Genomic DNA, 13,981 nt, shown 5'->3' with positions numbered 1-13,981 from the left:
TCCTACTCCGAATATAAATACATCAGGCGGGGAGAATTCGGTTGTGAAAACAATTTGTATAGTCCCTGCATTTCCAGGTCTTTAGAGATCACCTTCCCAGCCATCATGGAAAGGAACGATTCAAATCCAAAGCTCGATTTATATTTGAATACATATGGATCTGATAAGTCTAAGTCTTTTTTCATCATTTCCACCGCATCATCAAAATAGCCTAGCTCGTCAACTAAATGGAGCTGCTTCGCCTGCCGGCCGTCATAAATTCGTCCATCGGCAATTTTCCGCACTTCCCCTTCATCCATCTTTCTTCCTTGCGAGATTACGTCTACAAAGCCTTCATAAGCGTTATTCACCATTTTTTGAAGAATTTCTCTTTCCTCTTTTGTCATATCTCTTGTTGAAGAAAAAATGTCTTTATATGGACCGCTTTTGATCGTTTCTACTTTCACCCCAAAGTTTTTTGCCAATTCACTGTAGTTTATTCCTTGCATAATGACCCCTAGCGAGCCTGTCATCGTATCCGGTGCTGCAATAATTTTATCGGCAGGAGTTGAAATATAATATCCTCCTGAAGCTGCCATGGTTCCCATCGAAACATAAATCGGCTTTTTCGCCTTTTCTTTAACTTCCATTAGTTTTTTATGAATTTCTGCACTTTCCACTACTCCCCCGCCAGGAGAGTTGACTCGCAAAATTATTCCTTTTACGCTTTTATCCTCGCCGGCCTTTTCAATCAATTTCAAAAATTCTTTATGATTGTAGCCTTCACTGGCAAAAATCGATGTAACATCTTCTCCCGTATCTTGAATCACTCCATTTACTTCCAGCACCGCAATTTTTTCATCCGGCATTCCTTCTTCAAGGACTTCCTCGGAAAACTGCGATTCAAAAAAATTCTCAGACAATTTTTCTGCATTTGAAACAGCCATAGAAGTAAAGCTAATGATCATCGAAAAAACAAATAATGCTGCGGCAATTCCTAACGCAGCCCACCTTTTTCCACTCAAGATGTTTACCTCCTTGATTCAATTTCACCTTTTTTGACATGTTCCATTATAAAAATGTTAAACTATATATCATAGTGTATTTTAACATTTATTTATATAATTGTGGAGAATCTTCCAAAAAGAGGAGGTTTTTTTGATGGATCCACGCCGAAATATCTACTTCTTTTACAAACATAGCGATCACCTTGAACAGAAAATAGCTTCGTTGATTGACTTGGCGAAGCAGTATGATTTTCGTCCTGTTGAAGATTGGAGACATGCGAACATTATCGTAGCAATCGGAGGGGACGGAACATTTTTGCAAGCGGTTAGAAAAACGCAATTTCGCGACGACTGTCTGTACATAGGCATCGCAACTGAAGGGCATATCAGTTTTTATTGTGATTTCCATATAGATCAAAAAGACAAATTAGTTGAAGCTTTTCAGCTGGAAAAGGTCGAGGTAAGAAGATATCCAACCATCGATGTCACCGTCGACCATGAAGTAAAGATTTCCTGCTTAAATGAATGCAGTGTCAGATCAGCAATTATTAAAACATTTGTTCTGGATGTATTTATTGATGATATGCATTTTGAAACGTTCCGAGGCGATGGAATGATTATTGCCACTCCAACAGGGAGCACAGCCTACAATAAATCTGTGAAGGGAGCTGTCGTCGATCCGCTCATAGACTGTTTACAAGTAACTGAACTTGCATCTTTGAACAATAATCTATATCGGACGTTAGGATCCTCTTTTATTTTAAGCGGAAATCGAAAGCTTACATTAAAAGTAGTGCAGGACGGCAACGATTATCCGATTATCGGAATGGACAACGAAGCTCTAAGCATTCGTCATGTCAACCAGCTGGATATTGAATTAGGAAAGAAAAAAATTAAAACTGTTAAATTAAAAGATAATTCTTTCTGGGATAAAGTGAAAAGAACCTTTTTATAAAATGAAAATGAGCGAAAAGGATCACCTTTTCGCTCAAAAGCCAAAATATTCATTTATTGAAATGTTCCGCCACCGCCAGATAGTTGCTGCTGAGCAAAAGATACAAGCCGCTTTGTAATTTCTCCTCCAACGGAGCCGTTCGCGCGGGATGTAGTATCAGGACCTAAGTTTACACCGAATTCTGATGCGATTTCAGTTTTTAATTGCTCAAGTGCTTGTTCAGCACCAGGAACTAAAATTTGGTTAGAGTTGCTAGATCTGTTTTGAGCCATGTGTCATTCACCTCCTTGTGGATATAGAATGTGAAAAAACACATGGCTTCATGCATAAAACGAAATGGTAATTGTTTTGAACTTGTGGAATATTATAGTAAATTTTCAAAATCCTCTTCTATTTTTTCTTGTATATCATGTTTTCTTGGAAATTCAATTGTTACTGTTTCCTCAATCGCCTTCTGAATGAGAGGTTGAAAATCTACATAGCTTTCAAGCTTTAATATTTTCTCCCTTTTCGGCTTCGTTTTCGGTGAAGCTGGTGTAAAAATAGTACAGCAGTCTTCATAAGGTCTGTTTGAAATCTCAAACGTATCAATTTTTTCGGCAATTTCAATGATTTCATTTTTATCCATTGAAATTAAAGGTCTCAGTATAGGAGTTGTCGTCACTTCATTAATAGCATACATGCTCTCAAGCGTTTGGCTTGCTACCTGCCCTAGACTTTCGCCTGTTACAATGGCTAAGGCGCCTCGGTTTTTCCGAATTTCATCGGCAATTTTTAACATCATTCTTCTAGTCGATGTCATTGTATAATTTTCTAATATTTTTTGCTGAATGGTCACTTGAATTTCTGTAAACGGAACGATGTGAAGCACGATTTTGCCGCCAAATTCGGTTAATTTTTCTACGAGATCCATAACCTTTTGCTTCGCTCTTTCATTCGTATATGGAGGGCTGAAGAAATGGATCGCTTCAATCTCCAAGCCTCTTTTCATTGACAAATACCCAGCGACAGGGCTGTCAATTCCTCCAGAAAGCATCAGCATCGCCTTTCCGCTTGAACCAACCGGAAGCCCTCCCGCCCCTTTAAAATCTTTGCACATTATATATGTGGCATGCGGACGGACCTCTACGCGCACGTTTATGTCCGGATGATGAACATCTACTTTCAAACCGTCAGTATGAATAAGTATATGCCGACCAATTTCATAATTGAGTTGGTCTGAAGTTAACGGAAACGATTTATCTGCTCTTTTGGCCGACACTTTAAAAGTGTCTCCGTTTTTATACAATTGCTTGACTGCCTGTAAAGCCGTGTCCTTTATGGCTTCGATGTCGCTTTTCGTTCTGATTGCCAAACTGAAGGACTGTATGCCAAAAACTGTTTGCAATTTTTCCGCTACCTTTTCCCCGTCTTCTCCATTTAATTTGATGAAAAGACGATCTCTGTTCGCTGTATACTCTAAAGACGAAAAGGAAGACAATGCAAGTTTTATATTGTTCTTTAAATGGTTAATAAAATGTTTGCGATTTTTTCCCTTTAAAGACATTTCACCATATCTGACTAAAATATGATCATATTGCATGTTTATAACCCCATTATATTTTTTAATTTTTGTATAGATGATGGCAGGACGTCAATCAACGGCTTGACATCATCGATCGTCTGCCCAATTGAAAGGCTTATGCGGATGGCGCTTTCGGTGATGCTGCTTTTTTTGCCCATCGCCTTCAATACTTTGCTTTCTCCCTTTTTCCTTGAAGAACAAGCTGAAGTAGTGGAGACATAAATATTCTCCTCTTCAAGCATATGAACTAAAACTTCCGCTTTTATACCAGGTACAGAAAAGTTGATAATATGAGGGGCGGAAGATTCCTTTGGTGTGTTGATAATAATGCCATCTATTTTTTCAAGCTCATTTATAAGATAGTTTTTCGTATTAATCAGACGATCGATCTTCTCTTCATAGTCGTTGAATGCCAGCCTTAAACCTTTCGCTAGGGACACGTTGCCCGCTAAATTTTCGGTGCCTGATCTAATTCTTGCTTCCTGGCCACCCCCTGATAAAAGAGTGAGAATTGGTGTATTTTTTCTAATGTACAACACTCCTGTACCGTTTAGGGCATGAAATTTATGGCCAGATATTGTACATAAATCAATTCCCGCTTTTTTTATATTTAAAGGAACCTTCCCGACTCCTTGCACGTGATCGACATGATAAACGATGTTCGGATAGTTTTTAAGTATTTCGCCAATCTCTTCAATTGGCTGAATCGCTCCGATTTCATTGTTGACATGCATAACGGACACTAAGATTGTATCGTTACGTACAGCCTTTTGTATGTCAGCTGGAGACACAATGCCATTTTCATTTACAGGAATCCACGTCACTTCAAACCCGAATTCTTTTTCAAGCTGTTCAAATGCTTCGCTGACAGAAGGGTGTTCAATAACAGTCGTAATCAAATGCTTTCCTTTATGTCTTTGTGCAAAAGCCGCGCCTTTAATCGCCAAATTATTTCCTTCCGTTGCTCCAGACGTAAATATGATTTCCTGTCCGCTTACACCTAGCAAATCGGCTACTTGTTCTCTTGCTTTTGTTAAAAGTCTTTCCGCTTGAACACCCAAATGATGAAGAGATGATGGGTTCCCGAAAAACTTTTCCGCCACTTGCCGGTACGTATCAAGTACATCAGGGTAAGGCTTTGTAGTTGCACTATTATCCAAGTAAAGCATCGGTTGTATACCCCTTTGAATTATATTTTCTAACACTTTGCAATGCAATATTAACATAAGTAAATTGAAATGAAAAAGAAAAGATCATAACATAAACGGGCTCATTCAGACGAAAGCCTTTGTCCACGCACGTAAGCCGCTTTTTTTGTGAATTCAACAACGTCATCTTCGATCATCGTCGTCTTCCCGCATCCGCCGATCCCAAGCAGCGTGTAAAACTTCCGCGTTCAATCTTAAAAACTGACATCATCAAGCACGACTAACCTCGCTCAAAACGGAAGATTTCCCCTTTCTTCGTCAGTCGTTCCCCATTTCTTGAACCGCAAATAAAATTGAGATCAATCTCTTCCTCATTCCTATCAATCACTTTTAGAACACAGAGTAAAGAAATAAAAAAACTCGTTACTCCTCTAGCATTTTGCTTTAGAGAAACGAGAATTAGCTGATTTTCTCAGCTGTTCATTATGCCATAAAAAGTTGATAAAAGCATCGGCTTCTATTTTTCAAAATAACCGGACTATCGTGAATTACTTTTTAAGCAGCTCATAAAACGCCTATAGCGCAAAGCGTAATGTCGTTCCAAAAGACTGCCGGAATCCTGCCACAGCTGCCAGCAGGTGCAATAGTTTAAGCCGCTGATGATTCGCTTCTTGAATCCGTTCATTCATCATGTCCTTTAGCTGCCCTTTTTGTATGCTCCTTGCCTGCCTGAGCTAAATCGGGAAACGTCAATCCTTGAAAAAAGTTTTCATTGACTGCCTTCGTTTCTATTTCCTTTTAATGAAGGGGCTGTCTAATAAGTCGTTTTTTCGGGTTATTGACCCCTTTAATGTTTTAGAAACTTTGATATATCGGTGTTTATGATTTTTTGTTTTCGATGGGAGCTTGACTTTCTGGACAACTCCAGCGTATTACCGAATATTGCTTCAGCAACATGTTAAATGATATCCAAAGGCACTTTTTTACGAGGTTTTGGAAATGCCTCATCAAGTCTTCTTGGGTTAATTCAATAGCAGCAGCTTCAGCATTCTCCAGCACATGCTGCTCTTGCCCAGCTTTTGGAATAGCAATGACATCATTCGTGCGTATCGTCCAAGCAAGTGCAATTTGTAATGGTTTTACATTGTATTTTTTGGCAATTTCATTAACAGTTGGATCCGTCAACAACTGCTTTCTTAATGTACCTCCTTGGGCAAGGGGGCTGTACGCCATAATCGGTATATGATGTTCCCGGTGCCAAGGCAGCAGATCAAAATCAATTCCTCTCGAACCTATATGGTATAACACTTGGTTTGTCGCACAGTTTGATCCGTTGAGCGTGTTCCATAGCTCTTCCATATCGTCTGTGTCAAAATTGGAGACTCCCCATCTTAATATTTTTCCTTCTTTTCGCAGATTTTCCATACCTTCGATTGTTTCTTCTAAAGGAATGCGGCCTCGCCAATGTAAAAGATATAAATCTAAATAGTCCGTCCCCAGCCGTTTTAAGCTGTTTTCACATGCAACGGAAATCTTGTCTAGTCCTGCATTATGCGGATACACTTTAGAGACTAAAAACACATCATCTCTGCGCCCTTTGATTGCTTCGCCGACTAAGCGTTCAGAAGCGCCATTTCCGTACATCTCAGCAGTGTCAATTACTTTCATGCCCAATTCTATTCCAAGTTGTAAGGCTTTTATTTCTTTAGCTTTCTCCTGTGGCTTATCTCCCATGTACCATGTTCCTTGACCTATACATGGAACAGTCGTGCCATCAGGCAGCTTCACTACTCGTTTTTCAACATGACTTCTTATTTCCATGATTTTATTACTGTCCAATAATCCCATCCACTCTCGACCCTTTCCGTTATATTGTGAATTTCCCATTCTATAAAATTCCGCTTTCATACCTTTTCGACTTCAAAAATATGTACGTGCTTTCGAAACTTGTTTTTAGTGTTTGTTTGATTGCTATTGTTTCCCTTTTACACCTTTATAACAAATGTGGCAATGAATTACAATAAAAAAGCCCTTCACAGCGGCAAGCGCCTAGATGGGACAAATAAAAATAAGGAAAGGGCGATTCACAAAATCATCCGGCTGTGGAATTTCATTATCTTATAGATAACAAGCTCTGCAATTGCTCATGTTTGTACGAGTGGAGTTTCAATTTCTTATAGGTTTTCTCATGTTAAGTGAAAAAATATACTCTCCAAACCGACATTTCGCACAGCATTATTGCTTCAACTCCTCATAGTTAAATAAAAATGCTTACTGACTATAGTCCATATGGGAGCATGGGCAATAAAAATGCCCGTCTTTCAAACGAAGACAGGCATAAATCATAGATCTTTCAATTCATTTTCAACAAGCTTCTGTATTCTTTTCATCGCTTCCGAATCGATTTCCTCTATGGCAGCAGCCGCTTGCTCCAAAGATTTGCTGTATTCATAATTTCTGAACAACTGTTCAGCTTCTTTTAATTTTTTATCAAGGCCCGAATACGTGCTGCGGTATCGATTACCGTATTGTATTAATCTTTCGACTAAACAAACTTGGGCAATGATCTCATCTGTGTTTTCTTTTAATTGTTCGATGATGCTCACAGCATCGTTTAAATACGTTTGGACTCGATCCATATCGAGCGGAATTTCTTCAAGCGCATTGCTGACCTTTTCAAACGATTGCTGAGCAGTTTGTAATTGCTCCACGAAGCTTTCCGGAAGGCCGGGAATGTTGTTTTTTCGAATCGCCCGTTTAATCTCAGCCATCATTCGCTTTAGTTCTGCTAATTTGTCGCGCGCGTTTAATTCATCCTTTCTCAATGCCTGAAGCATCGAATGCCATTCGTTGTATTTTTCCTTTGCTTGATCAATTTGCTTATTAAAACTTTCCAGTTCCTCCTGTAAAACGGAATACGCAATATTGGAGTTCTCTATGCTTGCCAAAATATGCTTGTAATGATTTTTCAGTTGGTTCATCAGTTTATCCAACTCTTTTAGCTTGTCGACATCATCATTTGACAGCTGGTAGCTCTGCTGTACAAGACTGACTTGTTCTTTTAAATCATTTTTTTCCTCTAATAAAGATTGCAGCTTTTCCCCGGTTTTTTCCGCTTCTTGTCTTACATATTGGCTCGCATACACTTCCTTCTCAAGCATTTCGTAAATGTTATCAATCGTTTCTTTTATGGAATCAAGACCCATTTTCACGTCTTCTGTCTCTGCTTCACTTAGCTTCTTTTTCAAGCCCTGCATTTTTTCCTCAATATGCGAAATTTCTTTTTCCACTTCCAAATGCTCAAGCTTGTAGCCATCCTCGAGCAGTTTTTTATACCCTTCTTTCAATTCGGAAATCTCGTTCGGCACAATCATTTGACATTCAGTTAAAAGCTTTGGAATCTCCTCTACTTTTAATTGGAGTGCTTCAAGCTTCTGTTTTTGTTCATCCAAAATTTCCTTCGCTGTTACGTAATTTCCTGAGTTCATTTCCTCATCAAATTTTTCCATTGTATGTAACATTTCATATAACTCTTTTTCCAGCCGTTCATACGCAGTTCCAAATGTATGGCGATGGGAGAGCAGTGTTTTTTTCAACTCTTTTAGCTGTTGTTTGACTGCTTCACCTTCTGTCTTATTATTGCTTTCTGTTGCAACAAGATCGTTAATGTGCTGAACAATGCCGGCTATTTGTTCTTCTATTTCTTTTAAAACCGATTCAATATGTAATAAAACTTCTTTTGACTTTTTAAAGCGGTATTTTTCAGCATATTCCTCCGCTTCAAACAGAAGCTCTTCCACCTTCGGAAGCCTGCTAGTGACAATATCGTCCCAATCTTTTCGCCAGCGTTCAAACAATTCTTCTGTTTCTCCACTCATTATTAATTCTTTTACTTTGGACAGTTCATCTGTTATGGACTGATTCATAATGTCTATTTTCCAAGCTTCAAGACGGTCTACTTCTTTATAAATATTTTTTCGAAATCCATAACCGATTCCAAATAGAAGGAAAATCAATAAAATTAATACGATCACAACTTCCATTATGAGCCCCCTCGGTCCGTTTCACTTTCTTAAAGGGTATGTATATTTTAAACGACGTTGTCGAAAAAACTTTCAAAAGAAAATAATGTGTTCTCAATGTATTTATGATACCATGATAACGACATTTTTTGAGCAAAATTTTTAATTTTTTCACATAAATCTCGACAAACTTGAGGTGATTTCTATGAAAAAAGATGGACATGTTCACACCCCTTTTTGCCCCCACGGTACGGACGATTCATTTGAATTGTATATTGAAACTGCCATAAAAAAAGGATTTTCTGCTATAACCTTTACAGAACATGCTCCATTGCCGGAAGGGTTTGTTGATCCAACTCCCGATAAGGACAGCGCAATGCCCTTCAGTGATATCGACCGCTACTTGTCTATTTTGCTAGACTTAAAAAAACAATATAAACGCGATATCGATATTCATATCGGTTTAGAAGTAGACTATATTAACGGTTTTGAAAGAGAAACAGCGCAATTTTTGGACAAATACGGTCCTTTTCTTGATGACAGCATTTTGTCCGTACATTTTTTAAAATTAAATGGACAATATTATTGTGTAGATTTTGATGAACATACGTTTCAAAAAATGGCGGAGCTTTCAGGCGGCATCAATCATTTATACGAATTATATTATGCGACAGTATTAAAAGGGGTTGTTTCAGATCTTGGAAAGTATAAGCCGAAGCGGCTTGGACATATTACGCTAATACACAAATTTCAAAAGCTTTTCCAAGCCACATTTGATGAAAAGCCTTATATTGAACAGATTTTTGCTGAAATGAACAAAAGGGGGATGGAACTGGACGTCAACACTTCCGGTTTACGAAAAGCCTTTTGCGGAGAAATTTACCCGCCAGAGGATATTATACAAGCGGCCAAAAAACAAAGCATCCCTCTCGTTTATGGTTCTGATGCCCATAGCGCGAAGGATGTAGGCAGCGATTTTTCACTTTTTGAAAAAATGGTTTAGTCATTTGATTGTTTTTCGTTTTTCTGAAAAAGTATTTGTTCCAGCCATGAAACCAGCTGTTTACTATATTGCTTGACAAAATATTCTTCGTACGGATTAATATGTAAAACTTCATACATGTATTGAGGCTGTAAAAACGGCATATTTATTAAGCTTTTGAATTGTACTAAAAAATGGGGAATGTCTACTTGTTTAAATTGGTTCGCTCGCATCCCTCGTTCAAGCAGGTTAAGCAAATAATATTTTTCTTTCGCTAAATAAGTCATCATCACCTGGCGAATGAGAGTCGAATCAAGCGTTACTTCTCGGTGGACAAAACGGGCAAGCCGGCGGTTTTCATATTGATAGCGGAGAAGTTCTTCAACGATTGCCATAAGAGAGAGTTTTGGAGATTCTGTACATTTTTGATAGCATTGATCGATTACGTCTAAATAACCTTCATAAAACTTGGACACTAAATGTTCCAATAATCCGTTTTTTCCTTTAAAATAGTAAGAAATATGGGCGATATTTGCATTGGCCCGTTTGGCAATTTCCCTAACCGATGTTCCGGTGTAACCTTTTGTATTAAAAAGGAAAATTGCTGCATCAACGATATTTTCTTTCGTAACAGTGTTCGTTTTCGTTTGCAAGTGGATCACTCCTTTTGTTGATGGCTGTTAGAAGTTTTCTACCCGCAACGATATTTTCCTGCTATAATTTCTCGACAAAGTTCGTACTTACTTGTCATTTTGAAAAAGAAAGTGAGGAATTTCCATGTTTGTCGTCGAAAGCTATAATGGAACAAAAGAAGAAAATTATGAGCTTGTGTTAAAACAGCTTACAGCATTGATTGAAGGGGAACAAAATGTCATAGCGAATTTAGCTAATGCATCCGCCTTGTTGAATCAATTTTTGTCAGAAATCAATTGGGTTGGTTTTTATGTAAAAGACGGAGATGAGCTTGTTCTCGGACCTTTTCAGGGGCTGCCGGCATGCGTTCGAATTCCTATTGGCAAAGGTGTATGCGGAACGGCTGCTTTCGAAAAAAGAACGGTGAGAGTGGCTGATGTAAATGAGTTCCCTGGACACATCGCCTGCGACGCGCGATCACAATCGGAAATCGTTGTCCCGCTTATTAAGAACGATGAGGTAATCGGTGTGTTAGATATTGACAGCCCGATTAAAAACCGATTTGATGAAATAGACCAAAGATATTTAGAAAAATTCACGAATATTCTTACAGAATACCTTTAATAGCCTTGTTTTTCAAACGCCGGAAGTCGTGAACAGGTGGAAATGAGCATTCAACTTTTGAACCCTTTCAAATGATATAAAAAAGGGTCCCTAGTTACGATCTGTCAAACGATTTTAACAAATCAGAGCAATACCTAGGAACCCTTTATGCTCTTTCTTGGTCTAAAACCGATACTTGATTTTTTCCATTGCGCTTTGCCTGATACAAGGCATCATCTGCTCTTTTAAAAAGAAGGGCAGGCGAATCATTTTTATGGGCTGCATCCCAACAGGAAACACCGCATGAAACTGTTACAGGCGGTTTCGTTGATTTCCGCACAGCTGAAACAATTCTGTTTGCCACTTCACATCCGATTTTTAAACCCACTTTAGGAAGATAAATGGCCAGCTCTTCTCCGCCCCATCTAGCTCCTACATCTTCCTCCCGTATGTTGTTCCTTATCGTTTTAGCAATTTGAATAAGCACTTTATCGCCTACTTGGTGGCCATACGTATCATTGATTTGTTTAAAATTGTCTACGTCTATTAAAATTAATGTGCCTCTTTGGTCTTCTTTAAACGATTGATGAACAACCTCGTCAAAATATTTTCTATTAAAAAGATTTGTAAGCGGATCTGTGATCACGAGCAATTCCAGCTTTTCCCGAAGCATGGAGTTCGTAAAGGCGAGTGTAGAATGAGACACAAGCGATTCCATTAATTTGTACATATCAAACGTGAAGGAATACGGTTCTTTACGCAGCACAACAGCAAATCCGATGATTTTTTCACTGTCGATCATCGGAACAGCCATTATTGATTTATAAACGGCTTCCCCGAGAATGGAATTGGAAATATCGCCAGTGAATACACTATTTTGCTCCAATATATTTTGTGCAACCCAATCAACGTAAGCCTTCGATTCATCTGAATGGAAAAACGATGTACTTTCTGAAAGCATGTTCCATTTTTTATTTTCATCAAAAATAAAAAAAGCGGCCTCATCTGCAGAAAATGAACGAAGCATTCTTTTAACCATGTATTTCATCGTATCTGAAATCCGCAAGTTTTTATTAATTTTTCGAGCCGTATCATTAATGAGCTGCAAATCGTTTACATGCTGCTTCGACTGTTCATACAGCTTGGCATTTTCCAGCGCTTTGCCGCCGGCCTTTGCCACTTTTTCGATCATATCGATTACGTCATCGATTTGTTCAATATGAAGTGGGATATGTACATCAATTAATCCATACACACCCTGTCTACCTGCAATCGGGACATAAATATAGAGCCCGTTTGACGAGCTTCTTACGACCATATCGCCTTTCAAAAAGGCTGTCATAGCTTCCTCATACTGATCTATTTCCTGCTCCAAATTTTTCACAGGAATTTCATGTCCTAATGAATAATCCATTGGCAAAATGAAATGGCATAATAGGTCGGGATACATTTGCCTCAAAGTGTTATAAAGCTTGTTTAACACTTCTTCTTCTTTCATAATGGAATAAAGTTCATCAGTTAATAAAAACAATTGATAATATTTTTCTTTAAGCGTTTTTTGCAAATATAATTTTTTTCCGTGAAAAAACATGGCAAAACATATTTTGGAAATTTTTTCTAGTTGTTGATTAGAAAGTTTGTGAAGTACACGGCCTCCTCTGAATTCCAACAGCATTTTTGGAGAGGATTCTGCCGAATACTGCAAAAACAATCGTCCTTTTTCTTTGTAAACTACAAATTGTTCATCGTCTTTGAAGCTAAATGATTTCGAAGCACCTTTTACATCGTCATTGCTCGAGTATTGGCATAAAAAAAGATTCGAACCGATCTCTTTCCAAATCGACACATTTTGAAGATTAAATGCTTTGATTAAAATGGCAAACATTTCATTAATAAATTCATCGAAATGCTGTCTGTCCGAATCACTCATAAGTAATCGGAAAAATAAGTTTTCAAAATGATCCCAATCCATACTCCACCACCTATAACCGGGAAAATAGACCTTATTACTTTAATAGTATTATAACATGAAGCACAATTTTTTTTGTGAAATAATTGGTATTTTTTTCACAAAAAATAGAAATGAATGTGTGAAGTTCGTCGGATTAAATATTCCTTTTCGCTGACAGCAAAGGAAATAATCTTGACACCGCTCATTTAAAATCATATAATGATCGTTGTGTAAAATATAGCAGCCTAAGGATTCGACAATTATGATGTCATTTTGTTCCTCAAATCTGAGGTGTACCGTGTAACTCTCTGCTGCTGGAGCGAAGGTACATGAAAACAAAATGTGCATAATTGAGAGAATCAGTCTGTTTGTATTTTACAATCGAAAATACAAAAGGAGGAGCAATATGTCTCGTTATACAGGTCCTACATGGAAAATTTCCCGCCGTTTAGGCATTTCTTTGAGCGGCACAGGCAAAGAGCTTGAAAAACGCCCGTATGCACCTGGTCAGCATGGTCCAGGCCAACGGAAAAAACTTTCTGAATACGGCTTACAATTGCAAGAAAAACAAAAGCTTCGCCATATGTACGGAGTTAACGAACGTCAATTCCGCAATACTTTCGTAAAGGCGGGCAAAATGCCGGGTATTCACGGTGAAAACTTCATGATCCTTTTAGAGTCTCGTTTAGATAACATTGTTTATCGTCTTGGCTTGGCTCGCACTCGCCGTCAAGCACGCCAATTGGTTAACCACGGCCATATTTTAGTGGATGGAAGCCGCGTGGACATTCCGTCTTACCAAGTAAAACCAGGCCAAACGATTTCTGTCCGTGAAAAATCCCGCAACCTTCAAATCATTAAAGAAGCGGTTGAATTAAACAACTTTGTTCCTGAATATTTAACATTTGATCCGGAAAAGCTTGAAGGAACATACACTCGTCTGCCTGAACGCTCTGAATTGCCTGCGGAAATTAACGAATCGCTCATCGTTGAGTTCTACTCTCGTTAATAAAATTAGATTGTATAATTCAGTATTTAAAAACCCTGAAACCCTTGAGAAGAAAGGATTTCAGGGTTTTTTTGTTTCAATTTAGGTTTGATCACAATTTGATCATAATGTATTATTTTGGGGCAAGT

At 38.3% G+C, this 13,981-nt stretch carries 11 protein-coding genes and 1 pseudogene; 4 read left to right on the top strand and 8 right to left on the bottom strand.

The window, feature by feature from the left end; translation table 11 throughout:
- Nucleotides 1-2: 2 nt before the first annotated feature.
- The gene (sppA, locus tag FB379_RS09770; protein WP_063387372.1) at nt 3-1,004 is read right to left on the bottom strand and encodes a signal peptide peptidase SppA; all 1,002 of its coding nucleotides are present in this window, start codon (nt 1,002-1,004) and stop codon (nt 3-5) included.
- 136 nt (nt 1,005-1,140) lie between these two features.
- Here sppA and FB379_RS09765 point away from each other — a divergent pair, with 136 nt between their 5' ends.
- A complete protein-coding gene (locus FB379_RS09765) occupies nt 1,141-1,941 on the top strand; it encodes an NAD kinase (protein WP_094246343.1) in 801 nt (266 codons plus the stop codon).
- A gap of 53 nt (nt 1,942-1,994) precedes the next feature.
- Here FB379_RS09765 and FB379_RS09760 read toward each other — a convergent pair whose 3' ends face one another.
- The 5 genes and pseudogenes from FB379_RS09760 to ezrA all read right to left on the bottom strand — a co-directional run bounded on the left by FB379_RS09760 (nt 1,995) and on the right by ezrA (nt 8,696).
- Nucleotides 1,995-2,213, bottom strand: a complete 219-nt coding sequence (locus FB379_RS09760) for an alpha/beta-type small acid-soluble spore protein (protein WP_063387370.1) — start codon at nt 2,211-2,213, stop codon at nt 1,995-1,997.
- 92 nt (nt 2,214-2,305) lie between these two features.
- Entirely contained in the window at nt 2,306-3,523 is a 1,218-nt protein-coding gene (gene thiI, locus FB379_RS09755) for a tRNA uracil 4-sulfurtransferase ThiI (RefSeq protein ID WP_066247844.1), read from the bottom strand.
- A gap of 2 nt (nt 3,524-3,525) precedes the next feature.
- Nucleotides 3,526-4,674 carry a cysteine desulfurase family protein gene (locus FB379_RS09750; protein ID WP_066247845.1) on the bottom strand — a complete coding sequence of 383 codons (1,149 nt, stop codon included), beginning with the start codon at nt 4,672-4,674 and terminating at the stop codon, nt 3,526-3,528.
- A 937-nt stretch (nt 4,675-5,611) separates the two neighbouring features.
- Nucleotides 5,612-6,501, bottom strand: a pseudogene (locus FB379_RS09745) (aldo/keto reductase).
- 494 nt (nt 6,502-6,995) lie between these two features.
- On the bottom strand, nt 6,996-8,696 hold the full coding sequence (ezrA, locus tag FB379_RS09740) for a septation ring formation regulator EzrA (protein WP_066247847.1): 1,701 nt from the start codon (nt 8,694-8,696) through the stop codon (nt 6,996-6,998).
- 184 nt (nt 8,697-8,880) lie between these two features.
- Here ezrA and hisJ point away from each other — a divergent pair, with 184 nt between their 5' ends.
- Nucleotides 8,881-9,678: a histidinol-phosphatase HisJ gene (gene hisJ / locus FB379_RS09735; protein WP_063387365.1), complete on the top strand. Its 798-nt coding sequence runs from the start codon at nt 8,881-8,883 to the stop codon at nt 9,676-9,678.
- On the opposite strand, the gene refZ is transcribed toward hisJ, so the two are convergent.
- Nucleotides 9,675-10,310 (bottom strand): forespore capture DNA-binding protein RefZ, encoded by a 636-nt coding sequence (gene refZ, locus FB379_RS09730; protein ID WP_063387364.1) that lies wholly within the window; start codon nt 10,308-10,310, stop codon nt 9,675-9,677. The two genes, hisJ and refZ, sit on opposite strands and share 4 nt — an antisense overlap.
- A gap of 124 nt (nt 10,311-10,434) precedes the next feature.
- Between refZ and FB379_RS09725 the strand changes: the two genes are divergently transcribed.
- Complete coding sequence (locus FB379_RS09725; protein WP_144597835.1) at nt 10,435-10,914, top strand: GAF domain-containing protein; 480 nt, start codon at nt 10,435-10,437, stop codon at nt 10,912-10,914.
- Between the two features lie 145 nt (nt 10,915-11,059).
- Here the strand turns inward: FB379_RS09725 and FB379_RS09720 are convergent, their stop codons facing one another.
- On the bottom strand, nt 11,060-12,865 hold the full coding sequence (locus FB379_RS09720) for a sensor domain-containing diguanylate cyclase (RefSeq protein WP_144597834.1): 1,806 nt from the start codon (nt 12,863-12,865) through the stop codon (nt 11,060-11,062).
- A 385-nt stretch (nt 12,866-13,250) separates the two neighbouring features.
- Between FB379_RS09720 and rpsD the strand changes: the two genes are divergently transcribed.
- Complete coding sequence (rpsD, locus tag FB379_RS09715; RefSeq protein WP_063387361.1) at nt 13,251-13,853, top strand: 30S ribosomal protein S4; 603 nt, start codon at nt 13,251-13,253, stop codon at nt 13,851-13,853.
- Nucleotides 13,854-13,981 lie beyond the last annotated feature (128 nt).

The organism is Aeribacillus composti (assembly GCF_007827555.1).
In the GTDB taxonomy this organism is placed as follows: Bacteria; Bacillota; Bacilli; order Bacillales; family Aeribacillaceae; genus Aeribacillus; species Aeribacillus composti.
This window is presented reverse-complemented; position numbering and strand designations above follow the sequence as displayed.